We start from the raw sequence: 24,860 nt of genomic DNA, 5'->3' as shown, positions 1-24,860 counted from the left end.
GGAGTTTGAGGTGCTTGGACTGGCCTCATCGGGGGCAAGCCCCCTCCCACACTTGGATTTGTGAATACCGTCAAAATGTGGGAGGGGGCTTGCTCCCGATAGAGGTGACGCGGTGTTACTGCCCGCCGCGCATCATCTCCCGCGGCACATACTTGCCAATCTCGAACTTGCCGATCGCCGCGCGGTGCACTTCGTCCGGGCCATCCGCCAGGCGCAGAGTACGTTGCATGGCGTACATATAGGCCAGCGGAAAATCATTGGAAACCCCGGCGCCGCCATGGATCTGGATCGCACGGTCGATCACCTTCAAGGCCACATTCGGCGCCACCACCTTGATCTGGGCGATTTCGCTTTTCGCCACTTTATTGCCCACGGTGTCCATCATGTACGCCGCTTTCAGGGTCAGCAGGCGCGCCATGTCGATTTCCATGCGTGAGTCGGCAATCTTGTCGATATTGCCGCCCAGACGGGCCAGCGGCTTGCCGAACGCGGTGCGGCTCACCGAGCGTTTGCACATCAATTCCAGGGCACGCTCAGCCATGCCGATGGAGCGCATGCAGTGGTGGATGCGGCCCGGGCCAAGGCGGCCTTGGGCGATTTCGAAGCCACGACCTTCCCCCAGCAAGACGTTCTCATACGGCACGCGCACGTTGTCGAACAGCACCTCGGCGTGGCCATGGGGGGCATCGTCGTAGCCGAACACCGGCAACGGGCGCACGATTTTCACGCCGTGGGTGTCTACCGGCACCAGAATCATCGAGTGCTGCTGATGGCGCGGCGCATCCGGGTTGCTAAAGCCCATGAAGATCAGGATTTTGCAACGCGGGTCACAGGCGCCGGAGGTCCACCATTTCTTGCCGTTGATCACCCACTCATCGCCCTGGCGTTCGGCGCGGGCGGCCATGTTGGTGGCATCCGAGGAGGCAACATCGGGCTCGGTCATGGCGAAGGCCGAGCGGATTTCGCCACGCAACAGTGGTTCAAGCCAGCGTTGTTTCTGCTCTTCGTTGGCGTAGCGCACCAGCACTTCCATATTGCCGGTGTCGGGAGCGGAGCAGTTGAACGGCTCCGGGCCCAATAACGAGCGACCCATGATTTCCGCGAGCGGCGCGTACTCAAGGTTAGTCAAGCCAGCGCCCAGCTCGGATTCCGGCAGGAACAGGTTCCACAAGCCCTCGGCTTTAGCCTTGGCCTTGAGCTCTTCCATGATGGCCGTGGGCTGCCAGCGATCACCTTCGCTGACTTGGCGCTCAAACACCGGCTCGGCCGGATAGACGTATGCGTCCATGAACGCAGTGACGCGCTCACGCAGTTCCTGAACCTTGGGCGAATAGGCGAAATCCATGAGCAGCTCCCTTCTTTGAGAGGTTGTTTAGGTCATGTATTCGATGCTAGAACAGCGCTGATAATTTACCTAGCCTATTCTCGGCGTGTATTAACATTCATCACCGATATATGATCGGCGCATGGACACTCACAATAAGAGCGCAACGAAATGAATTTGAGCAAGGTCGACCTCAACCTCTTCATCGTCTTTGATGCGATCTATACCGAAGCCAACCTGACCCGCGCCGGGCAGATCGTCGGCATCACCCAGCCAGCGGTGTCCAACGCCCTGGCACGTCTGCGCGAAACCTTCAACGACCCGCTGTTTGTGCGCACCGCCCAAGGCATGGTGCCCACACCGATGGCGCAGAACATCATCGGCCCGGTGCGCAATGCGCTGTCGTTGCTGCGCGTGTCGGTGCAGGAAAGCCGGATTTTCAATCCCCAGCAGGCCGCCAAGACCTACCGCATCAGCATGACCGACCTCACTGAAGCGGTGATTCTGCCGTTATTGTTCCAGCGCCTGCGCCGCCTGGCGCCGACCGTGGTGATCGAGAGTTTCCTGTGCAAGCGCCGTGAGACCACCAAGGAACTGGCCGCCGGGCGCCTGGATTTTGCCGTGGATGCGCCGCTCAACACCGACCCGCAGGTGCGCCATGTCAAATTGATGGAAGACCGCTACGTGTGCGCCATGCGCAAGGGTCACCCCATGGCAGGCAAGGACAAATTCAGCCTGGATGACTACCTGTCATTGACCCACATCCATATCTCCAGCCGTCGCAATGGCTTGGGCCATGTGGACCTGGCGCTGGGCAAAATGGGCATCCAGCGCAAGATCGCCCTGCGCTCGCAGCACTACCTGATGGCTTCGCAAGTGTTGCAGCAGACCGACATGGTCATGACCGTGCCCGAACGCTTCGCTCGTCGCCATGAACTGCACTGGTTCAACCTGCCGGTCAACGACGTGCCACCGGTGGAAACCCACCTGTACTGGCATGAAAGCACCGACCAGGACCCGGCGAACCGCTGGATGCGTGAGCAGATGATCGAGTTGTGCCAGCAAGTCACCGCCCACGAAAAGAAGCTCGACAAACAGCAATCCTAAGGTTCAACAATACCCATTGTGGTAGGGGGCTTGCCCCCGATGGCACGCGCAGCGCCCCTTGACGTTCACGTCAACCTGCAATTAGCTTAGCGCCAAGCCTTTCTTGAGCATCGCCATGAGCACCACCTACAGCATCTCCGACCTCGCCCGCGAGCTCGACATCACCACCCGCGCCATTCGCTTCTATGAAGAACAAGGCCTGCTGGCCCCGGAACGTCGGGGCCAGGAGCGTATCTACTCGGCGCGGGACAAAGTCAGCCTCAAGCTGATCCTGCGGGGCAAGCGCATCGGCTTTTCCCTGGCCGAATGCCGCGAACTGATCGAACTCTACGACCCCAGCGGCGGTAACCAGATCCAGCTCAACAGCATGTTGGCCAAGATCGCCGAACGCCGCGAACAGTTGGAACAGCAACTGCTGGATATCGAACAAATGAAGCTGGAACTGGACACCGCTGAAGAGCGCTGCACCCAGGCCCTTGCGCACACCATGAGCCAAGCCGGCCATTAACCAGAAGGTAACTGCCATGTCCCTCCCCTCTTACGTGCGCCTGGTGGAAGTCGGCCCACGCGACGGTTTGCAGAACGAAGCCCAGCCCATCAGCGTGGCGGACAAAGTCCAGCTGGTAGACGCGTTGAGCGAAGCCGGCTTGAGCTATATCGAAGTCGGCAGTTTTGTCTCGCCCAAATGGGTGCCGCAGATGGCCGGCTCGGCTGAGGTATTCGCGCAGATCCAGCGCAAGCCCGGCGTGACCTACGGTGCACTGGCGCCGAACCTGCGCGGGTTCGAGGATGCGCTGGCGGCCGGGGTCAAGGAAGTTGCGGTGTTTGCCGCGGCGTCCGAGGCTTTTTCCCAGCGCAATATCAACTGCTCCATCAGCGAAAGCCTGGAGCGATTCGCGCCGATCATGGCCGCGGCCAAACAGCACGGCATCAGCGTGCGCGGGTATGTGTCGTGCGTGTTGGGCTGCCCTTACGAAGGCGATATCGCCCCGGAGCAAGTGGCCGCGGTCGCCAGTGAGCTGTACGCCATGGGCTGCTATGAAGTGTCCCTGGGTGACACCATCGGCACGGGCACCGCGGGCGCAACTCGGCGCCTGTTCGAAGTGGTCGGGGCGCAAGTGCCAAGGGACAAGCTGGCCGGGCATTTCCATGACACCTACGGCCAGGCCATCGCCAATATCTATGCCAGCCTGCTGGAAGGTATAAATGTATTCGACAGCTCTATCGCGGGCCTCGGCGGCTGCCCTTACGCCAAGGGCGCCAGCGGTAACGTGGCCACCGAAGACGTGTTGTACCTGCTCAACGGTTTGGGGATCGAAACGGGGATCGACCTGGAACGCTTGATTGGCGCGGGCCGGCAGATCAGCCACGTCCTTGGTCGACCTAGCGGGTCGCGTGTTGCGAAGGTGCGTAACGCCAGTTGAGTAGCACAGCTGTGACAATGTGTTACCGCACACCTGCACAACGGGTAACGCGGGAACATAATTCGTCATGCCTAGGCAAAACCATTTGCCCGATAAATACTAACTACATGATTTTAAACGAATTTAAAAAGTTGGCATGGCTCCTGCTATCTCTATGGCATAACAAGAATAAAAAGCGCCAAACCTAATAAAAACAAGACGAAACGACTCTGACATAACAAAAACAACACGGCAGAGACGCAGCTAACAGATTTTTTTGGAGAAGATGTGCTTCGCAGGGTACGGCATGCCGCAACCCGCAACCGGATAGAGAAAAATAAAACTACCTCAGGTAGCTACCACTGGTTGGATCGTTTACGAAGAAGCAGGTCAGCGCTCAAAAAAATACGTTTGCTCTTGACCCCGGATGGGGGTCGCCAAAAATAGCGGTACGGGCCACGGCTACCAAAAACAACAACAGGCCGCCCCTCAATAATAAGAAAAGAGCACGCAACGACAAATTAAAGGGGACCTTCGGGTCCCCTTTGTGCTGCTTGCACTTATGTGACTTAGGCGGATGCCACCTTCTTCGTCGAAAATTGGTTAAGCACAGTAACCGTCAAAGCCCGCAGCGCAGCTGTTTCCTTGGCTTGTCGCTGCGCCCTCAGTTGTTTCATTTCCTGGTTATAGAAACCACTGGTCATTGACCCATCGGCCAGAATTTGATCCCGGCTCTTACCCAGCAGGCTGGCAACTCTGTTAACCGCTGTCTCGTACTCTAGCTGCCAAGCCTTCTTTGCATCCTGCTCTACAAGGTCATCCTGTGTGTTCTGCAGATCTACCACCTTTTCCAACGCCTCTTGCTTCTCGGTTATTACCTCAAAATCGGCCATCGTCAGGGTGCTGAGGTCCTGTGGGTATTGGGCGCGAAGTTGGTTTCTCCAAAATTCCATGTCCACAAAAAAATGACTTTTTTCACTGATGTTTTTTTCGCCCTCAAGCACTTGTACATAGGCAGCATCAAGAGTCTCCGGGGCCACACCCGCGATAGGGCGATAGAGCATCTCAAGGGATTTGATCGGCAAATCCAGTCGCTGCGCCAAGCCGGAGCGATAAGCAAAGATGACTTCGGCCTGCTCGGTGAAGGCCGGCCCGCGCGACTCGACGTCACGCTCAGCGATGATATCTACCAACTTCAGGCGAAATAGTCGCTCTGCGGTGCCAATCAGGGTCGCCTCAACGTCATGCTCTCCGACCCTCTCAAGCGATTTTTCCACCAACAGATCAGTTTCCATGTTCATGAACTCCAGCACACTCCCGTCACCACAGGTAACGCGATCATCAGCTGATTTAAACAATACATCGCGAGTGTGTTGGTTCTCATGGACGGCCCCAATCATGTCCCAAACGCGCTCCGCCAGTTGCGGCCGGGTAACCCCGGATTTGTACTCTGCACAACGGGTTGTGTCCGCCACCACGGTAAAAAATGCCGCCGCCTCAGGGCTGGAACTGAGCTGGTCCCACATTTCGCCGCGACCGGCCTGCATGGCTGGGGGGGAATCGTGCAGCCACAACCTGCGCGCCTCAGCCAGGGTGACGTGGTCATCGGTAAGGACTACTTGCGACACAGGATTTTCATGCACGTTGATTCGGTCCGGATTCTCAACGGCGTACTCGGGCAGCTGAGTAATCGCGTTTGTGTGCAGATCGATCCAGTCCAGGTTATGCAGGCGCCCGGCACCTCTGGGGAAGGTCGTCGTTCCGGTATTCGCCAGATTCAGCCGGTTCAAGTCACGCATGTTGCTCAGATCGGCGGCCCATCCCAACTGACGGTTATGGGAGAGGTTAAGTACGGTCAAACGCTGCATGCCTTCGAGATGCGCCTGGCTTTGCCTCGTCAACCGAATGTCGTTACTGCTCATATCGAGCCAGGTCAAACCGGCTCCACCGTTGGCAAACTCCGGCAGCTGCGTGAAGTTGCTAGAGCTGATATCCAACCAGCGCAAACCGCCGAATGCGCGCAAGAAGGGCAAGGACGCATCCGAAAGGTACATTCTGGATAAATCCAAACAGTCCACATGGTCCATGTTCGCCGTAATCGCCGGTAACTCACCGGGTTGCTCATCAGCCAAGCGCAGGATGTACGCCATGTGCTCTTGCTCGGCGGCCATGGCCTGTTGCGGCGACCGACGCTGCCATGCATCCTTGATTGCATCGGCGACCCGGCCACGGGTCCTGCGTTGCTGGCTATCACCGTCGGCCCGCCAGGCGTCCAAGTCTGTATTGAGTTGCTTGAACTCGTCTTTGAGCAAATCCATTTTTGCCATAAATCCAATATCGTTGACGCCCTCTAGCCCCAGCATCTGATCCACCTCCTCGATGGACGTTGACGGATAAAGGTCTAACGCTGCCCTTTCACATGCATAAGGTCGACGACCCGCACCGCCTACCGGGCTCAATGGATAACCAAAGCGTCCATCGGCAAGGCGCATTGGCGGTTTGTAGCGTGGTTTGGCAGGCTGCATGCGCAGCAACGCACGCAGTTCATCGCGAGGCATCAGCGGCATTTGCTCCAGTGCCTGTTTCAGACTCGCGCCGCGATCAGAGGCCGTCAGGTTCATCGCCCTCCAATCCTCAGGTGAAACTGCTGACTGTACAGCCCCATAGATGTCCGCCTGATGGTTCAATACCGCGATTTTTTCGTCCTGTACCTCATAAAGGTTCTTGGGACCGAACTTGATGAAACGACGCTTGACCGCCGCATTCTCTGGCCCCACCGAATCCAGTAGGCGCTCTCCACCCGGCAGCCGTTCGACAACATCAATGCGCAGGTCTGATGGCCAACCAGGAAGCTTATCCAGACTGTGCAGCACCATGCGTTGCGTGTCGTCATTGGCCAGGGTTTTTCGGTATAACCCTTCATACGTTCGCGCCAAACGCACCTGCTGCTGATAATGACGGGCCTCTTCAGCCAAGTTCTGCGGCATGCGTTGGCGCTCGGTGAGCGCTTGCATTTCGGAGGAGTTGGCACCGTTCAACAGTTCCTCGACAACCGCCGTGGGTAGAGAAGGGAATAAGCGTTTGATAAACCTTACTGTCGCGCTTTCTCCACCCTCGGCGGCGGCGTAGCGCTGGGTGAAAAGGTCAGATTGATACGCCGCTCTCTGTGAGGCCCTGACAGTGGAAACTTCCTCTGCCACGACATTATCCATTTCAAGTCGCTTCAAGGTATCGGTCAGTAGCGCGGGCAGTGCTGCCTGGTCTGTATGTATCTTACGTAGAGTGTCCACTTCCGTTGCAGTCATTTGCACTATGCGTTCGAGCTTAAGAGGCTCATTGGCAAAACGCTCTGCCATCGGGCCCAACCGCTGCATCAACTGCGGCCCGGTCAATGTCATCGGGTTCTCGTGCTCATGTGCCCACGCCCCGGCGCCCGTACGGCTTACCTTTGGGGTATAAGCCGCCGGGTTGTCCGGATGCAGGATTTTAAAGTCATTGCTGGCACCCATCCGCTCCACCAAGTAATGCGTGTTATTTTTTTCCCGCAGGTATAATCCCCCTTCATGTTCAAACAATCCGTCTTCATTGGCCGTGAGACCATCAGGCATTGTGACCTGGCGCTGATAAGGCCTCAGGTCAGGAGAATACAGACGGATATTGCCATCGGGGCAACGAACGTGGGCCAGGCTTTCAACAAATGCCGTCTTGACCAGCGGAAACAACTTGGCCCCCACCGCCGCCGTAGATACATTAAAGGCAATGGCCGAAACGTGGGCCCATGCCGCTTTTGTATCCCCTTCGTCCCACGCCGCTATTCCCGATGCGACCTCCCATAACATTTGCGCTGCCCCAATTGCGAGCATCACGGGAGCCAGCTCGGGGAAAATAAAAACTGCAACATTCAATACATTCAAAGCCATGCTGCCCATTTTGACCAACCAGGCGTTACGTGCACGCTGATCCGCCGCATCATTGGAAACGGCCATCGCTTGCGCATTCCTCAGTATTAGATTGGCTTTTTGCCAAGCGTGTTCGCGCCACAACACCGAAAAACGCCCCCCATAAGAAGCGGTGACGCCCCTGAGATCCTTTTTGTCAGAATCATAATCTTCACGTTCAGAAAATTTACCGGAGGGATCAAGATGCCGCTTGAGCTTAGTAAAAAATACACCTTGTCGCTCGTAGGGTATGAACTGACTAAAAAACCTTCGATAACTTACCAAACACAATCGCTCAACCAAATCAAGTTTGAAGCTTGTCAAACTCGAGTATTCCTTCAACATACAAACAGGATCTCCTGGAATGAACACCACACAAGGCTCATTCATGAACACCAGGCTGCGATGAGCAACTTGCACATTGACATTACCTATAACAACAATTTGCGCCAGCGGCTGCCCAAGCAACTTAAGTCCCGAATAAGTGAGTGTTTTCTCTCGCCACTTTAATTCCTGATGGTTATCCGCTGTTTTCCGCATCACCTGGTAGGTGTCTTCTTGAATATCCCCGCACCCAAGCGCTACCTCGGCGGCGAACAGGAACTGATACCTGGCCGAATTCAACATGCGATTACGCATGGTCTTGGTGGCGGTGCCCGCTGCAAAGTTGGGTGTGTCTTCGGGACAGATAAACGACTCGACATGCCTCAAGTATTGCGTACCCAAATCCAAATCTCGGCACAGGCTGGCAAACAAATGAGGTTGTATCGAGACTCTACCGCCGAGCGTTTGTGTATGATTGAACGTATAAGAGGGCGATTGTCGATGAAAATCATACTGAGTGATAAGCCTGGCGTTCTGATCGGCCACCTCAAGGGTATCTTCTATCGCAAAGTTCTTTAATGCCGCCTCAAGCAGACTAACACCTTCGTAATAGCAATAACATGATGCCTCTCGCCCAAAGACTTTAGAGCGATCAGCCGGCATCAACTTTTCAGTGGCAAAAAATAGCTGCCTTACATTGTGACGCCCACCGAATTTTTCTTTCATGGCCGCAACTAAAAGTGGTTCGGCAAAATCCACAACCCCTTTAAGCCCATTAAAACTGTCATCCAGTCTATTCAGCGAATTAAAGCTGCGGATGTAAGCATCACTCAGCTTCAACTTTTTCCCCGACGACAAGTTTTTATACCATTCGGGCATCGCGAACTGCGTTTCAGAAAACTCCTTTTTGCGCTTAAGGTCGGCGGCGCCGTACCAGGACGGCAACCGGTCCTGTATCACCCGTGCATGAACGCTCTGCACCGCCGTTGATTGACTGCTGCCAGGTTGATCAAGCTCACTCATTTACCAAACTCCATTTGAAGGAACAAACGATCAATGTGCGATCGTTCGCGCTTCAAACGGTGGTATTCAGCTAGCCCGCGCTACAAAGCGCCCCACGGCTCATTCTCGGGCAGACGCCAACTCCTCAATGCTGATCTCGCGCATGCGAAATTTCTGGATCTTGCCCGTCACCGTCATCGGAAACTCGTCCACAAACTTGAAGTACCTGGGCGTCTTGAAGTGGGCGATGCGGTCCTTGCACCAGCTCGACAGTTCCAGCTCGTTGGCCACATGGCCGGGATGAAACTTGATCCAGGCGACGATTTCTTCACCGTAACGCTCATCCGGAATACCGATGATCTGCACATCGGCCACTGCCGGGTGGGTGAAGAAAAACTCTTCCACCTCACGCGGGTACACGTTCTCGCCCCCGCGAATAATCATGTCCTTGTTACGCCCGGCAATGCAGACGTAGCCGTGCTCGTCCATGGTTGCCAGGTCGCCGGTGTGCATCCAGCCGGCCTCATCGATTGCCTCGCGGGTGCCGTCGGGGTTGTTCCAGTAACCGAGCATCACGCTGTAGCCGCGCGTACATAGTTCACCGATCACGCCGCGCACCACGGTGTTGCCGGCATCATCGACAATCTTGGTCTCCAGTTGCGGTTGGGTGCGGCCCACCGTGGTGACGCGCCGTTCTATATCGTCATCCGCCCCGGTTTGCAGCGACACGGGGCTGGTTTCGGTCATGCCGTAGGCAATTTGCACTTCGCGCATGTGCAGTTCGTTGATGACCCGACGCATGACTTCGATCGGGCATGTCGCCCCGGCCATAATGCCGGTGCGCAGGCTGGCCAAGTCGAACCCGGCCCGGCCTGGGTGATCAAGCATGGCGATAAACATGGTCGGCACGCCATACAGGCCGGTGGCTCGTTCTTCGGCGACGGCAGTCAATGTCAGCAGCGGGTCGAAACCGTCATTGGGATAGATCATGGTGGTGCCGTGGGTGATGCAACCGAGGTTACCCATCACCATGCCGAAGCAGTGATACAGCGGCACCGGGATGACCAGGCGGTCCTGCGCGGTCAAGCCCAGGCTTTCGCCGACCATGTAACCGTTATTGAGGATATTGTGGTGACTGAGGGTGGCACCCTTGGGGAAACCGGTGGTGCCGGAGGTGTATTGGATATTCACGGGTTGGTCGAAGTGCAGGCTGGTCTGCCGGCTTTGCAGTTGCTCGGGGCTAACTCCGGCGCCCAGGGCCGACAGTTGCGACCAAGGCATGAATTCAGGCGGCGGGCTGGGATCGAGACTGATGAGGCCGCGCAGCTCAGGCTTCAATGCCTGGAGCATGGCGTGGTAATCGGAGCTCTTGAACGAACCGGCGCACACCAGCCATTGGCAGCCGGATTGCTTGAGCACGTAATCCAGCTCACTGCTGCGATAGGCCGGGTTGATATTGACGAGGATCACACCGAGCTTAGCGCTTGCCACTTGGCAGATCAGCCATTCGGCGCAATTGGGCGCCCAGATACCCAGGCGGTCACCGATCTGCATACCCAAGGCGAGGAACGCCCGTGCATGCAGATCAACCGTCTCGGCCAGTTGCCGCCAGGTGTAGCGCCGCTGCTGATGGCGAACCACCAAGGCTTCGCCATCGGGATACTGCGCGACGGTTTGATCGAATGCCTGGCCTATGGTCATGGCCAGCAAGCGCTTGTCCTGAGAGCCACGGCTGTAGCTCTGATTCGGTTGATCCATAACGACCCCTTGTTGTCTTTTTTGTAGGTTGACGTAAACGTAAACTACGATTGACAGCACCGCAACGCAAGCTTACGTTAACGTAAAGGTGAGCGCCCTCCTCCTGCGCCCAACCCACACAACAACAAAGCTGACATTAAGGTGCCTGCCCATGAGTTACCCGTCCCTGAACTTCGCCCTCGGCGAAACCATCGACATGCTGCGCGACCAGGTGCAGTCCTTTGTGGCCAAGGAAGTCGCACCGCGTGCGGCGCAGATCGACATCGATAACCTGTTCCCCGCCGACCTGTGGCGCAAGTTCGGGGACATGGGCCTGCTGGGCATCACCGTGCCGGAAGAATACGGCGGCGCCGGCCTGGGTTACCTGGCCCATGTAGTGAGCATGGAAGAAATCAGCCGCGGCTCGGCCTCGGTGGCGCTGTCATACGGTGCGCACTCCAACCTGTGCGTCAACCAGATCAATCGCAACGGCAACCACGAACAGAAACTCAAGTACCTGCCCAAGCTGATCAGCGGCGAGCACATCGGCGCCCTGGCCATGAGCGAGCCGAATGCCGGCTCCGATGTGGTCTCGATGAAACTGCGCGCCGACAAACGCGGCGACCACTACGTACTCAACGGCAGCAAGACCTGGATCACCAACGGCCCCGACGCCAATACCTATGTGATCTACGCCAAGACCGACCTGGAAAAAGGCCCCCACGGCATCACGGCCTTCATCGTCGAGCGCGACTGGAAAGGCTTCAGTCGCAGCAACAAGTTCGACAAGCTGGGCATGCGCGGCTCCAATACCTGCGAGCTGTTTTTTGATGACGTGCAAGTACCGGAAGAAAACATCCTCGGCGTGCTCAATGGCGGCGTGAAAGTGCTGATGAGCGGCCTGGACTACGAACGCGTGGTGCTGTCCGGCGGCCCCACCGGGATCATGCAGGCGTGCATGGATTTGATCGTGCCCTACATCCACGACCGCAAGCAGTTCGGCCAGAGCATCGGTGAATTCCAGCTGATCCAGGGCAAGGTTGCCGACATGTACACCCAGCTCAACGCCAGCCGCGCCTACCTCTACGCCGTGGCCCAAGCCTGCGAGCGCGGCGAGACTACGCGCAAGGACGCCGCCGGTGTGATCCTGTACAGCGCCGAGCGCGCCACGCAGATGGCCCTGGATGCGATCCAGATCCTGGGCGGCAACGGCTATATCAACGAATTCCCCGCCGGGCGCCTGTTGCGTGACGCCAAGCTGTATGAAATCGGCGCCGGCACCAGTGAGATTCGGCGGATGTTGATCGGTCGCGAACTGTTCAACGAAACCCGCTGAAGGAGCGCGTCATGGCCACCCTGCATACCCAACTCAACCCGCGCTCGGCGGAATTTGCCGCCAATAGCGCGGCGATGCTTGCACAGGTCGACGCCCTGCATACCCTGCTCGCCCACGTGCAACAGGGTGGCGGTGCCAAGGCCCAGGAACGCCACACCTCGCGCGGCAAGCTGCTGCCCCGGGAGCGCATCAATCGCTTGCTCGACCCAGGTTCGCCGTTTCTTGAACTCAGCCAACTGGCGGCTCATCAGGTGTATGGCGAAGACGTACCGGCGGCTGGCGTGATTGCCGGAATCGGCCGCGTGGAAGGCGTGGAGTGCATGATCGTCGCCAACGATGCCACGGTCAAAGGCGGTTCCTACTACCCACTGACAGTGAAAAAGCACCTGCGCGCCCAAACCATCGCCGAGCAGAATCGTCTGCCGTGCATCTACCTGGTGGATTCCGGCGGCGCCAACCTGCCGCGCCAGGACGAGGTATTCCCCGACCGCGAACACTTCGGGCGGATCTTCTTCAACCAGGCCAACATGAGCGCCCAGGGCATCCCGCAGATCGCCGTGGTGATGGGTTCATGTACCGCCGGCGGCGCCTATGTGCCGGCGATGGCCGATGAAGCAATCATGGTGCGCCAGCAAGCCACCATTTTCCTTGCGGGCCCGCCGCTGGTGAAGGCGGCCACCGGTGAGGTGGTCAGCGCCGAAGACCTCGGCGGCGCCGATGTGCACTGCAAGATCTCCGGCGTGGCCGACCACTACGCCGACAGCGACGAACACGCCCTGGCGCTGGCCCGGCGCAGCGTGGCCAACCTCAATTGGCGCAAACAAGGTGAGTTGCTGCAGCGCACGCCTGTGGCACCGCTGTACAGCAGCGAAGAGCTGTACGGCGTGATTCCGGCGGATGCCAAGCAGCCGTTCGATGTGCGCGAAGTCATCGCGCGGTTGGTGGACGCTTCGGTGTTCGACGAGTTCAAGGCGTTGTTCGGGACAACGTTGGTCTGCGGCTTTGCGCACTTGCATGGCTACCCGATTGCGATCCTGGCCAACAACGGCATCCTGTTCGCCGAGGCCGCGCAGAAAGGCGCGCACTTTATCGAACTGGCCTGCCAGCGTGGGATCCCCCTGCTGTTCCTGCAAAACATCACCGGCTTTATGGTCGGCCAGAAATACGAAGCCGGCGGCATCGCCAAACATGGTGCCAAGCTGGTCACGGCGGTCGCGTGCGCCAGGGTGCCGAAGTTCACCGTGATCATCGGTGGCAGTTTTGGCGCCGGTAACTATGGGATGTGCGGCCGCGCCTATGACCCGCGCTTCTTGTGGATGTGGCCCAACGCACGCATTGGCGTGATGGGCGCCGAACAGGCCGCCGGGGTGCTGGTACAAGTCAAGCGCGAGCAGGCTGAGCGCGCAGGCAGCGGTTTCAGTGCGCAGGAGGAAGCCGCCATCAAGCAACCGATCCTCGACCAGTATGAAACCCAGGGCCATCCCTACTACTCCAGCGCGCGCTTGTGGGATGACGGTGTCATCGACCCACTGCAGACCCGCGACGTGCTGGCCCTGGCCTTGTCCGCCGCACTGAACGCCCGCATCGAGCCGAGCCGCTTCGGCGTGTTCCGCATGTAAATGGAGCTGCACCCCATGAACGATTTCAACACCCTCGAACTGATCACCGACAGCCGTGGCTTTGCCACGCTGTGGCTCAGTCGTGAAGCCAAGAACAACGCGTTCAATGCCGAAATGATCCGCGAACTGATCATCGCCCTGGACCGGGTGCAAGCCGACCCGTCCCTGCGATTTCTGATACTGCGCGGGCGCGGCAAGCATTTCAGTGCCGGCGCCGACCTGGCCTGGATGCAGCAGTCGGCCGAGCTGGACTACCACACCAACCTGGACGACGCTCGCGAACTGGCGGAGCTGATGTACAACCTGTCCAAGCTGAAAATCCCCACGCTGGCCGTGGTGCAAGGTGCGGCCTATGGTGGCGCGCTGGGGTTGATCAGTTGCTGCGACATGGCCATCGGCGCCGATGACGCGCAATTCTGCCTGTCGGAAGTGCGCATCGGCCTGGCGCCCGCAGTGATCAGCCCATTCGTGGTGCAGGCCATCGGCCAACGCGCGGCCCGCCGCTATGCTCTGACGGCTGAGCGATTTGGCGGCCAGCGGGCGCAGGAGATCGGCTTGCTGGCAGAGAGTTATCCGGCCGAGAGCCTGGATCACCAGGTGGACCAGTGGGTGGCCAACCTGCTGCAAAACAGTCCGGCGGCGATGCGCGCCAGTAAGGATTTACTGCGTGAAGTGGGCAACGGTGCCCTCACCCCGGCGCTGCGACGTTATTGCGAAAACGCCATTGCGCGCATTCGCGTAAGCGCCGAGGGCCAGGAAGGGTTGCGGGCCTTCCTGCAAAAACGTGCGCCGAGCTGGCAAGCCCAGGAGCCGCGCTCATGAGCACACTGACCACCGTACTGGTAGCCAACCGTGGCGAGATTGCCTGCCGTGTCATGCGCACCGCCAAGGCCATGGGGCTGACGACCGTGGCCGTGCACAGCGCCATCGACCGTGATGCGCGCCATAGCCGCGAGGCGGATATTCGTGTCGATCTGGGAGGCAGCAAAGCCACCGACAGTTACTTGCAAATCGACAAACTGATTGCCGCCGCCCACGCCAGTGGCGCCCAGGCGATTCACCCCGGCTACGGCTTCCTCTCGGAAAACGCTGGCTTTGCCCGGGCCATCGAGGCGGCAGGCTTGATCTTCCTCGGCCCGCCCGCTGCCGCCATCGACGCCATGGGCAGCAAATCGGCGGCCAAGGCATTGATGGAAACCGCCGGTGTGCCCCTGGTGCCGGGCTATCACGGCGAGGCCCAGGACCTGGAGACCTTCCGCGCCGCCTGTGAGCGTATTGGCTACCCGGTATTGCTCAAGGCTACGGCCGGTGGCGGCGGCAAGGGCATGAAGGTGGTCGAGGATGTCAGCCAATTGGCCGATGCCCTGGCCTCCGCCCAGCGCGAGGCGCTGTCGTCCTTCGGCAATGGGCAGATGCTGGTGGAGAAGTACCTGCTCAAGCCGCGCCATGTCGAGATTCAAGTGTTTGCCGACCAGCATGGCCATTGCCTGTACCTCAATGAGCGCGACTGTTCGATCCAGCGGCGCCATCAAAAGGTTGTCGAAGAAGCGCCGGCGCCAGGGCTCAGCGTTGAGCAACGCAAGGCCATGGGCGAAGCGGCCGTGCGGGCGGCCCAGGCCATCGGCTACGTCGGTGCCGGTACGGTGGAGTTTCTGCTGGATGCCCGTGGCGAGTTTTTCTTTATGGAGATGAACACGCGACTGCAGGTGGAGCATCCGGTCACCGAAGCGATTACCGGTCTGGACCTGGTGGCGTGGCAGATCCGGGTCGCCCAGGGCGAGGCGCTGCCGATCACACAGGAGCAGGTACCCTTGATCGGTCATGCGATTGAAGTGCGGCTGTATGCCGAAGATCCGGCCAACGAGTTCCTGCCGGCCACCGGTCACCTGGCGCTGTACCGCGAATCCAGCCCAGGCCCGGGCCGTCGGGTAGACAGCGGTGTCGAGCAAGGGGACAGCGTGTCGCCCTTCTACGACCCGATGCTCGGCAAACTGATTGCCTGGGGTGAAGACCGCGAACAGGCACGCCTGCGACTTTTAAGTATGCTCGATGAGTTCGCGGTGGGTGGGCTCAAGACCAACCTGGGTTTTCTGCGGCGCATCATCGGCCATCCCGCGTTCGCGGCGGCCGAATTGGACACCGGGTTTATCCCGCGTTATCAGGATGAACTGTTACCGGCGCCCGGTGAGTTGAGCGATGCATTCTGGCAGGCAGCAGGTTCGGCGTTTATGCAGAGCCTGCTGGTAGGTGATGGGCCTTGGGCCAATAACCAGGGCTTTCGTGCGGGCCTGCCCGCCGAAGTGTCGCTGCATCTGAGCTGCAACGGGCAGGATCGGCTGGTGACATTGGCCGGGCACACGTCGCAGTTGTGCGGCGAGCAGCTGCTGATCGAACACCAGGGTGTACGCCGTGCCCATCTGGCGGTCCGCAACGAAGGCAGCCTGTACCTGCGCTGGAATGGCGAGATGCATGCCATCAGGCTGTTCGACCCGATTGCGGCGGTCGAGGCCGGCCAATCTCATCAGGGCGGTCTCAGCGCACCGATGAACGGCAGCATCGTTCGCGTGCTGGTAGAGGTAGGCCAAACCGTTGAGGCTGGCACACAGCTGGTGGTACTCGAAGCCATGAAGATGGAACACAGCATCCGTGCGCCCCATGCCGGGGTGGTCAAGGCGCTGTTCTGCCAGGAAGGTGAAATGGTTGCCGAAGGCAGCGCGCTGGTGGAGCTTGAAACCGCCGCCTAGAACTTCGCGGTGGCTTGCACCACGACGCCAAGGATGTGGCAGTCGTCGGTGAGCAGCGCCTTGGGGTACGTCGGATTGAGCGGCACCAGATAGCGCTGGCCGCTCTCTTCCTGCAATTGGCGAAAAGTGGCCTGGGAACTGCCAGACCATTGGGCGACAACCAGTTTGCCGGGTACAGGATCGATGGCCGGGTCCACCAGGATCATCGTCCCGGCACCTATGCTCATGCCCGTGGGCGCGGTCATGGCGTCGCCCATTACAGGCAGCCAGAACGCCTCGCCACGCGCGTGGTAATCGGTCAATTCGTAGCGGCCAGGCCCATAGAGTGCACGTTCTTCGCGCAGCTCGCACGCCTGCTGCCAGTCGCTGACCGGATAGCGAAAATACGGGTTGTAGTGCTGTTGCAACGCAGGCTCTTGCGCGGCCCGTTCGCGAATCTCCAGCGCCACCTCCAGGTAGCCCAGCCCGAGCTCGGCCAGCACCCGGTTCATGTCCGCAAGGCTCGGCACTCGGCGCTTGTTGAGCCAATGGCCGACGCCGCCCTGGGACATACCCAGGCGCTCTGCCAGTTGCTCCTGCGTGACCTTGCGGTCTTTCATGTTGGCTTTGACCAACGCTATCCAGTTATCCATGGCGCCTGACAATACGGTGCGTATTTTTCGGGGCAATAAACAGTTTGTAGTAATCCATAAAACGACATAAATACGATACGTACTATCATCAAGCCTAAGGATTTCGACACCCACCGGAGTACTGCCGCTTATGACGAATAGCCCGCTTTCATTGCCCGAAATACCCGAACAGGTTGAATTACAGAACATGTGCCACAGCGGCGCGGCCCAGCGCGCGCTGGACTATTACTTGAAAGAAGATATGTCGGCACCAGCCGTGGAGGGTGCCCTGTTCGCGATCAAGCCGGGCGTCAGCCAAGAGGAGGCCCTGGTTCACGCGTCTGACCTGCTGCGCAGTGCTGCGGCAACCGCCTACGAATCAGCGTGCAGCCATCAAGGCAATCAGCGCGACCTGGCGTTTTCCGTGGTGTATTTGATCGATATGGCGAAGGCGATGGTGGAGCGCTCGTTGCAAGCGCCGCGGGCCCAGGCAAATGCGTAACAGACGCGAAAGAAAAATATTTCTATCCAAGGGATAAAAACATTTGACTTGCAAATGATAATGATTATTATTGGACCCAGCTGATCGCGAGATCAGTCGATAGACCAAGGGACCTTAGGTCGGACTCTTGGAATATCTCCTCATCAGGCTAATCACGGTTTTTGACCCGGCTCTTTGGCCGGGTCTTTTTTTTGCCAGTTTCCCTGGCATGGCTTCAGGCTAATGAAGACTGTGTGTTGCTCGATGGCGCGCATGGTAGCAAAAGACCATCGTCGAAAGAAAGCCACACGACAGCTCTAGCCCGGATCTTTGCGAAATAGCGCTTGAGAATCAATCTCATAGCCCCTAAGCTGCCGCGGCGTCAGGGATGACGCCCCCTCCCCGTGCAACAATTTTGCATCCAGGTTTTACCTGACCTCTGTGTAATATAGCCGCCACATCACTCATATTCAGGCAACCAGACTATGACCGTGGCCTTGACCTCCATCAAGATCAGCACCGACTTCGACAGCGGCAATATCCAGGTCCTGGATGCCAGCGATGCCTATCAGTTGTTACTGGCAATCAAACCCGACACCCGCAGCAAACATTTTCAATGGTTCCACTTCAAGGCCGAAGGCATGCATGTGGGGCACACCCACACTTTTCGATTGAGCAACGCCGGTGGCTCATCCTATAAACACGCCTGGAGCGGCTACAATGCCGTGGCATCCTATGACCATATCAACTGGTTCCGGGTGCCAACGCGCTTTGATGGCGAGATCCTGCATATCACGCTCCAGACCCGCGAAAAGCACGTATGGTTCGCCTACTTCGAACCCTACAGCCGTGAACGTCACGACTGGCTGATCGAACAAGCCCTGAAGTACGCCGGCGTCAAGCTGCTGGCCACCGGCAAGAGTGTCGAGGGCCGCGATATACAACTGTTGCGCCGTGGCAAAGGGGCTGAAGGTCGCCGTAAGGTGTGGATCATTGCCCAACAGCACCCCGGCGAACACATGGCCGAATGGTTTATGGAGGGCGTGATTGAACGCCTGCAAAAGGACGGTGACGCGGAGTTGAAAAAACTCTTGAAAGTGGCCGACCTGTACCTGGTGCCCAACATGAACCCCGATGGCGCTTTTCACGGTCACCTGCGTACCAACGCCATGGGCCAGGATCTGAACCGCGCCTGGCAGAGCGCCAATCAGGAAACCAGCCCGGAAGTACTGTTTGTGCAGCAGCAAATGGAAAAGTACGGCGTGGACCTGTTCCTCGATATCCATGGCGACGAAGAAATCCCCTACATCTTCACCGCCGGCTGCGAAGGCAATCCAGGCTACACCCCACGCATCGAAGCCCTGGAAAAACACTTTCGCAACCACCTGAGCCATCTGACCCGGGACTTCCAAACCACCTACGGCTACACCCGCGACCTGCCGGGCGAAGCTAACATGACCCTGGCCTGCAACGCAGTCGGTGAGAAGTACGACTGCCTGTCCCTGACCCTGGAGATGCCCTTCAAGGACAACGACGATGCGCCCAACCCGCGTACCGGCTGGTCGGGCGATCGATCGAAACAGCTGGGCAAGGACGTATTGAGCAGCGTCGCCGATATCGTCGGGCTTTTGCGTTAACCCTTGTGGCAAGCTTTTTGTGGCGAGCGAGCTTGCTCGCCACAGAAGCGATCAATCCCGGGTGCCGGTCATGCTCTGCAATACCCCATCGCGGCGGATCAACCCGTGGAACAGCGCCGCCGCCAAGTGCACCAGCACTGTCAGGAACAACAGGTAGGCAAGGTAGCCGTGAGCCTTGCGCAACAGCGCAAACAACGGCGCATTCGCCCCTACCAGGGCTGGCAGTTGCACAGAACTGCTGAGCATCACCGGGTCACCGGCGGCCGAAATCATCGCCCAGCCCAGCAGCGGCAACACCAGCATCAACGCATACAGCAGCACATGGGAAGCCTTGGCCGCCAGCACTTGCCACATCGGCAAATCGGCTGGCAGCGGCGGTTGCCGGGTGGTAAAGCGCACGGCCAAACGCACGAGCACCAGGGCCAGGATCGCAATACCCAGCGGTTTGTGCAGGTGGATCAGCCATTCATGGCGTTCCGACACCGACGCCGCCAATCCCGCACCAATAAACAGCATGGCAATGATCATCAGCGCCATCAGCCAGTGCAACAGACGCGCCAGCGGTGCAAAAAAACGCGGTTGAGCATTCATGGCTTCGACTCCTGAGGGATGCTGTGCAACGGGCTGACTTCACCCGCACGGCGCAGATACGAACTGGCATACGCGGCGGAGCGTGCGGCCAGCAACGGGTCGTTGGAGGCCTCGATACCGCTGGGCAAAATCAGCGGGTCAAAGTTGATATCACGGCAATCACCGTCTGCCTGCGGCTGGCTGCTTTGCAGTACCAGAGTGCCGGCGTTGAACTGCGTATGCGGGCCAGTCCAGGTCTTGCTCGCGTCATCCAAGGGGTCGCCGGGGTTGGCCAGGGTCATGTTCAACTGCCAACGCAAAGGCCCGGCGGCCAGGCGCTGCACCAAATCCTGTTCCAGGAAGTCACTGCCCGACGGCGCAGCATCACCCGCCGCGTCCTGGCTTTGCGGCACCACACTCCACCGCACGGCCTGGCGCTTGCCACCTTCGCCCACCAGGTAAAACGCATTGATGCCGTTATAGGTTTGCGTCGCATAACTGGCCGATGGCTTGGCAGTCTTGACCCAGGCCAGGAACGGCGCCGTCTCCGGGTGTGCGGCAAAAAACGCCGGCATGTTCGCAGGGTTCGGCTTGCCGGTGGCCGGGTCTGGCGCACCCGCCTTGAGCAGCTGGTAGAACGCCTCGGGCGTGCCCACCGGAAACACCGGCATACTGTTCATTCCCGTTCGCCACTGCTGGCCGTTTGCCTGGCTGAATTGCACGGCAAAACTGCGAATCGGCACACTGCTGTCCGGTGCATAGGGATTGCCGCTGGGCAAGGCAAACCGGCCAATCACCGGGGTCTTGGCCTCGCTGAACACCTGGGCGCTGGAGTAGGCACGCGCCTCTGTGCTCGCCTCGAAGTAACCCGCCACACACACACCTTTGGCATGATTGCGGCGAAAGCCCGGGTGTACGCCGTTATTGGTTTCCAGGGCATTGACCAAGGTCTTTGGCCGCAGACGCTGTGGGTCGAGGGTGCCGTTGACGTAGGCAAATGCAACCACCAACACTGCCACCACGCCCCCTATACACGCCAGCCTTACGAGCAGACTTGTAGTACCAAGAGGCGGACGCGGCGGTAAAGAGTGATCAACCATAGAAGCTCCAGGGCCCGAGGCCGCAGGGGGAAAGTGTTATGAGACGAATCCCACGTAGGCTTATTCCCCCTTCACTGTAGTTTCTTTGTAGTCAACACGTGGCCAGATCGAGTGCCGGCTAGGGCTGATTAAACAAGGCCTGCCGCTTGTGAAGAAATGCCTGCATTCCTTCTTGCTGATCAGGCGTGGCAAACAGTCCATGAAACAACCTTCGCTCTTGACGCACACCTTCGTGCAACCCGACCTCCAGAGAATGCTCCACCGCCTGCCGCGCTGCACGGGTGGCCGTTCGCGAGAAGGAGGCAATTTGTGCCGCCACCGCCATCACCTCGTCCAGCAAGTTCGCAGCCGGGTAAACCCGCGACACCAACCCCGCCTGCTCTGCTTCCGTGGCGGTCATTGACCGGCCAGTCAACACCAGATCCATGGTCTTGGCCTTGCCGATCAGCCCGGTCAACCGCTGGGTCGCGCCCATGCCCGGGATGACGCCTAGCTTAATTTCCGGCTGTGCAAAGGTGGCGGTATCAGCAGCGAAAATCATGTCGCACATCATCGCCAGCTCACAGCCTCCGCCAAACGCATAGCCCGCCACTGCGGCAATCGTCGGGGTGCGCAAACGGGTGAAGCCCTCCCAACCGACGAAGTAGTCTTCGTTGAGCACGTCCAGATAGGACTTGCCGCTCATCTCTTTGATATCGGCCCCTGCCGCGAAGAACTCTGCGGTGCCGGTAATGACAAAACACCCAATCCGAGGGTCTCGATCCATTGCTTCCAGATGACTGATCAACTCAGCCATCAGCGCCGAACTCAGCGCATTCTTGACTTCAGGACGGTTGAGCTTGACCAGGACCACTCGGTCATGACGTTCCACAAACACGTTCATAGGCATCTCCACTGATTGATGTTGTTCACACTTGGGGCTGTCTCAGGAATCCCAGATCGCGCCATGGGCGGGTATTCCCCGAGCTTCCAACTCTTGCACCAGACGCTGGGTCACCGTTTGGTTGGCAATACAGATCACGGCTTCTGCACCAAAGGCTTGCACTGCACCGTAAGCCAACTTCACCAGGTCTGGCTTGCCGCGCTCATCGGTGTCCCAGATCAATGCGCAAGGCTGGGCGCGCAGAATTTCCTCCACCAGTTCATCGCCATAGGTCGTCCTCGGGCTACGGGCAGACCAGATCAACTGAATCGGTACCTGAGCCGCCAGCAGATGCGGCATGACAGGCCCGATGCCGCTGCCAGTGGCGATGTACACCACCGACTTGAACAGGGTTTCTACATTGGCAACACCCGCTGTGGTGATGCCCTTAACCCACACATGTCGCGGCAAGTCCTCGATAAATCGCCCGGTCCAATCCCCCGCGCGGGAAATTATCAGGCGGAAACCCGCCTCGTGTGGCGTGGGAATATTGGCAAAGGAATGCCACTCCAGCAGTGGGTTGCGGCTGATTGCGGTGGATGAACCGGCGAACGGTGTGGTGTGGCTCAAACGCGTAATCACCGCATGCCCGGAAGGCCGTGCGTGTTCAACAGCCACCTTGCGCAGCCGCAGCCAGGGCAGCAGGACGCTCAGGGTCAGCACTGCCAGCATCCAAAACGTAACGCTGTGCAGCAGGCTCGACGTGGTCAGTAACGTTTGCCACCAGAACAACAGCAACGCACTCCAACCGCCAAACCGATGAACGCGTTCGAACCCATTGTGGAACCGGCCTCGAATACGTGGTTGAGCCATGACCACCATGAGCAGCAATAAGCTGAGCAGCATAACGCTGACCCCTAACTCGGCCACCGAAACACTGTCAGGTTGTTGCAGGTAACGCGTAACCTGCACGCCAACCAGGGCGGCAAACCACCCAGTGGCCGCAAAGGCTGCGCCACTGTGCAGCCCACCGAAGTGGTACACCTTGGCCGCGCTACGCCGCACCTGTAAGGGCCATGTAGGCGGTATTCGCGTTGCCAGCCAGAACAGCCCATTGATCACGTATTGCTGGCGAACGAGAATGGCAACCGACAGGTTGATCAGCACCATGTCCGACAGCGTCTGAACCGGGATGGCGTGCAGGTCCACAGCCAACAGCAAAAACACCAGGTTGCCCATCAGCGCGGCGGCTGCCAGGCGGTTGTAACAGGAAAACATCGGCAGTGACGTCCAGCGACGCCAAAGCGCCGGCTTGGGCGGTACAACGGTACGGATCAGCGTATCAATCATGGCCGGGCTCCCCGGTCGCGAACGCCAGCACCGCCAACTGATTCTCCCGGGCCGTTTGCAGTAACAATGCCTTATCGATCTTGCCCCTCGCTGTCAGTGGAAAATGCTCCACTGCGTAGATCGACTGAGGCACGCAGTAATAGGCCAGGCGCTGTTGGCACGCGGTTTGGCAAGCCTCGATGTCAGTGCTGGCAGGCGAAACAAAGGCCACCAACGTGCGGCTGTCCAGCTTCAAAGTGACGGCGCGCATGCATCCAGCGCCGGCCTCCAGAGCCGCCGACACCGCATCCAGTTCCACGCGAAAGCCGCGGACTTTCACTTGGTCATCCACGCGCCCTAAGTGTTCGAGCTGGCCGTCTCCCACCCAGCGCCCCAAATCTCGTGTGCGGAACATCATGGCGTCGCCACCGAGAAAGGGATCCGGACGGTATCGCTGCTGGGTCAATGCCGTATTGTTCAGGTAGCCTGCTGTCACACCCGCACCACCGGCCCACATCTCTCCCGTTTCACCCAAGGCACAGGCACGCCCCTGCTCATCGAGCACATAGACAGTGTTATTGGGGGTTGGCCGGCCAATAGTCAGTGGCGTGCCTGGTACATGCCGGTGCAGCGTGTTGACGATGGTCGTCTCGGTAGGACCGCAGCCGTTGTAGAACGTACAGTGCTCGGCCCACCGATCCGCCAGAGCCTGGGAGCAGGCTTCTCCAGCCACCGCAACGACGTTGAGGTGGGGACACTGTCGAGGCTCAAGGGTGGCCAGTATCGAAGGCGTTGCGATCAACACATTGCACTGTGCGGCCGTCTGCGCGATGTCTTTGCCGCGAATCAGCAAGGTCGCACCATGAGCCAGGCAACCGAGTATTTCCCAAGCCGCCATGTCAAAGCCGATATTGAGAATCTGCCCTACGGTACGACCCGGTGCCATACCCATCCGCCCAGGTTCAGTGAGCAGAATATTGCATACGTTACGGTGGCTGACACACACGCCGTTAGGGCGCCCTGTGGTTCCAGATGTAAACAGTACAAAGCACAGATCATCCGGGCCAGCACCGACACGCACGCAATCATTGTCTTCAGCCAGCCATGGCGTTTGAGCAATGAACGTATCCAAATTGAGGCAGCGGTGGGAAGCGTCTGCCGGAATGCGCTCCACCAGGCTCGATAAGGTCAGAATCAGCGGGCTGGTCAATGATTCGAGGACCATGCCCAATTGCAGGGTGGGTACGATTCTGGCGTCCTGAGGGACATACGCGGCGCCAATCTTTAACACCGCCAGGAGCCCGACCAGCATGGGAATCGAGCGCTCGACGAACAATCCCACCGTGTCCCCACGCTTAACACCCTGCCCAAGCAGATGCTCAGCCAATCGATTGGCTTGTCGGTTGAGTTGTTCATAGCTGATACGTTGGCCCGCGCATACCGCAGCGGTCGCCTGGGGTGCCAGCCTCGCTTGCGCTTCGAAGGCTTGGTGCACGTTGGCGTAGGTGGCTCGGGTTGAAAGGCCACAACCCCATCGCTCAAATAAAACCCGCTGCGCGGCAGGCAAATGAGCCAGCGAGATGCAGGAAAAAAACTGTTTATCACTCGGCAAACACGTCATAAGCACCCTCTCACTATTCAACTGCCGGCTGAATGCCGACAGATGCAAGGGTGGATAGAGGGCTGCGCACGAGATTACAGACTCTCAAGGTATAACGTCTACTTCAACACACGTG

The 24,860-nt window shown here is 58.8% G+C and carries 18 protein-coding genes; 9 read left to right on the top strand and 9 right to left on the bottom strand.

Translation table 11 applies throughout. The features are described 5' to 3' along the window. Window positions 1-115: 115 nt before the first annotated feature. On the bottom strand, window positions 116-1,345 hold the full coding sequence (locus tag E4P00_RS19380) for an acyl-CoA dehydrogenase (RefSeq protein WP_248132576.1): 1,230 nt from the start codon (window positions 1,343-1,345) through the stop codon (window positions 116-118). A gap of 150 nt (window positions 1,346-1,495) precedes the next feature. On the opposite strand from E4P00_RS19380, the gene E4P00_RS19375 reads away from it, so the two are divergent. The 3 genes from E4P00_RS19375 to E4P00_RS19365 all read left to right on the top strand — a co-directional run bounded on the left by E4P00_RS19375 (window position 1,496) and on the right by E4P00_RS19365 (window position 3,855). After that, a complete protein-coding gene (locus tag E4P00_RS19375; RefSeq protein WP_078821691.1) occupies window positions 1,496-2,431 on the top strand; it encodes a LysR family transcriptional regulator in 936 nt (311 codons plus the stop codon). 115 nt (window positions 2,432-2,546) lie between these two features. Continuing rightward, window positions 2,547-2,939 carry a MerR family DNA-binding transcriptional regulator gene (locus tag E4P00_RS19370; protein WP_005789203.1) on the top strand — a complete coding sequence of 131 codons (393 nt, stop codon included), beginning with the start codon at window positions 2,547-2,549 and terminating at the stop codon, window positions 2,937-2,939. A 16-nt stretch (window positions 2,940-2,955) separates the two neighbouring features. Beyond that, window positions 2,956-3,855 carry a hydroxymethylglutaryl-CoA lyase gene (locus E4P00_RS19365; RefSeq protein ID WP_148853527.1) on the top strand — a complete coding sequence of 300 codons (900 nt, stop codon included), beginning with the start codon at window positions 2,956-2,958 and terminating at the stop codon, window positions 3,853-3,855. A gap of 548 nt (window positions 3,856-4,403) precedes the next feature. Here the strand turns inward: E4P00_RS19365 and E4P00_RS19360 are convergent. Together E4P00_RS19360 and E4P00_RS19355 are read right to left on the bottom strand one after the other, a co-directional pair. Continuing rightward, the gene (locus E4P00_RS19360) at window positions 4,404-9,119 is read right to left on the bottom strand and encodes an NEL-type E3 ubiquitin ligase domain-containing protein (RefSeq protein WP_248132574.1); all 4,716 of its coding nucleotides are present in this window, start codon (window positions 9,117-9,119) and stop codon (window positions 4,404-4,406) included. A 99-nt stretch (window positions 9,120-9,218) separates the two neighbouring features. Further along, the gene (locus E4P00_RS19355) at window positions 9,219-10,856 is read right to left on the bottom strand and encodes an AMP-binding protein (protein ID WP_248132572.1); all 1,638 of its coding nucleotides are present in this window, start codon (window positions 10,854-10,856) and stop codon (window positions 9,219-9,221) included. A gap of 151 nt (window positions 10,857-11,007) precedes the next feature. On the opposite strand from E4P00_RS19355, the gene E4P00_RS19350 reads away from it, so the two are divergent. Genes E4P00_RS19350 through E4P00_RS19335 form a run of 4 tightly spaced genes read left to right on the top strand, consistent with a single transcriptional unit; the run spans window position 11,008 to window position 16,534 of the window. Further along, on the top strand, window positions 11,008-12,171 hold the full coding sequence (locus tag E4P00_RS19350; RefSeq protein WP_005789212.1) for an isovaleryl-CoA dehydrogenase: 1,164 nt from the start codon (window positions 11,008-11,010) through the stop codon (window positions 12,169-12,171). A gap of 11 nt (window positions 12,172-12,182) precedes the next feature. Next, window positions 12,183-13,790 (top strand): carboxyl transferase domain-containing protein, encoded by a 1,608-nt coding sequence (locus tag E4P00_RS19345; protein ID WP_216091728.1) that lies wholly within the window; start codon window positions 12,183-12,185, stop codon window positions 13,788-13,790. Between the two features lie 15 nt (window positions 13,791-13,805). Then, entirely contained in the window at window positions 13,806-14,612 is an 807-nt protein-coding gene (locus E4P00_RS19340; RefSeq protein ID WP_032880565.1) for a gamma-carboxygeranoyl-CoA hydratase, read from the top strand. Next, a complete protein-coding gene (locus E4P00_RS19335; protein WP_248132570.1) occupies window positions 14,609-16,534 on the top strand; it encodes an acetyl/propionyl/methylcrotonyl-CoA carboxylase subunit alpha in 1,926 nt (641 codons plus the stop codon). Before E4P00_RS19340 ends, E4P00_RS19335 begins: the two co-directional genes overlap by 4 nt. Here the strand turns inward: E4P00_RS19335 and E4P00_RS19330 are convergent. After that, entirely contained in the window at window positions 16,531-17,166 is a 636-nt protein-coding gene (locus E4P00_RS19330) for a S24 family peptidase (protein WP_032880563.1), read from the bottom strand. The genes E4P00_RS19335 and E4P00_RS19330 overlap by 4 nt on opposite strands. A gap of 130 nt (window positions 17,167-17,296) precedes the next feature. Between E4P00_RS19330 and E4P00_RS19325 the strand changes: the two genes are divergently transcribed. Next, window positions 17,297-17,647: a DUF3077 domain-containing protein gene (locus E4P00_RS19325; RefSeq protein ID WP_177327416.1), complete on the top strand. Its 351-nt coding sequence runs from the start codon at window positions 17,297-17,299 to the stop codon at window positions 17,645-17,647. Window positions 17,648-18,111: 464 nt separating this feature from the next. Further along, entirely contained in the window at window positions 18,112-19,263 is a 1,152-nt protein-coding gene (locus tag E4P00_RS19320; protein WP_005789223.1) for a M14-type cytosolic carboxypeptidase, read from the top strand. A gap of 51 nt (window positions 19,264-19,314) precedes the next feature. On the opposite strand, the gene E4P00_RS19315 is transcribed toward E4P00_RS19320, so the two are convergent. From E4P00_RS19315 to E4P00_RS19295, 5 genes are all read right to left on the bottom strand, one after another. Then, window positions 19,315-19,854: a cytochrome b gene (locus E4P00_RS19315; RefSeq protein WP_078821698.1), complete on the bottom strand. Its 540-nt coding sequence runs from the start codon at window positions 19,852-19,854 to the stop codon at window positions 19,315-19,317. Next, window positions 19,851-20,933, bottom strand: coding sequence for a catalase family peroxidase (locus E4P00_RS19310; RefSeq protein WP_248132568.1), 1,083 nt, complete (start codon window positions 20,931-20,933; stop codon window positions 19,851-19,853). The genes E4P00_RS19315 and E4P00_RS19310 overlap by 4 nt, the downstream gene beginning before the upstream one ends. A gap of 118 nt (window positions 20,934-21,051) precedes the next feature. Continuing rightward, window positions 21,052-21,816, bottom strand: coding sequence for an enoyl-CoA hydratase-related protein (locus tag E4P00_RS19305; RefSeq protein WP_248132566.1), 765 nt, complete (start codon window positions 21,814-21,816; stop codon window positions 21,052-21,054). Between the two features lie 42 nt (window positions 21,817-21,858). Next, on the bottom strand, window positions 21,859-23,145 hold the full coding sequence (locus E4P00_RS19300) for a hypothetical protein (protein WP_248132564.1): 1,287 nt from the start codon (window positions 23,143-23,145) through the stop codon (window positions 21,859-21,861). Continuing rightward, the gene (locus E4P00_RS19295; protein ID WP_248132562.1) at window positions 23,138-24,745 is read right to left on the bottom strand and encodes an amino acid adenylation domain-containing protein; all 1,608 of its coding nucleotides are present in this window, start codon (window positions 24,743-24,745) and stop codon (window positions 23,138-23,140) included. Before E4P00_RS19295 ends, E4P00_RS19300 begins: the two co-directional genes overlap by 8 nt. Window positions 24,746-24,860: the final 115 nt, after the last annotated feature.

Source organism: Pseudomonas sp. B329 (assembly GCF_023127835.1).
Classification (GTDB): Bacteria; Pseudomonadota; Gammaproteobacteria; order Pseudomonadales; family Pseudomonadaceae; genus Aquipseudomonas; species Aquipseudomonas synxantha_A.
The sequence above is the reverse complement of the archived record's forward strand: the minus strand, read 5'-3'. Positions and strand labels throughout refer to the sequence as shown.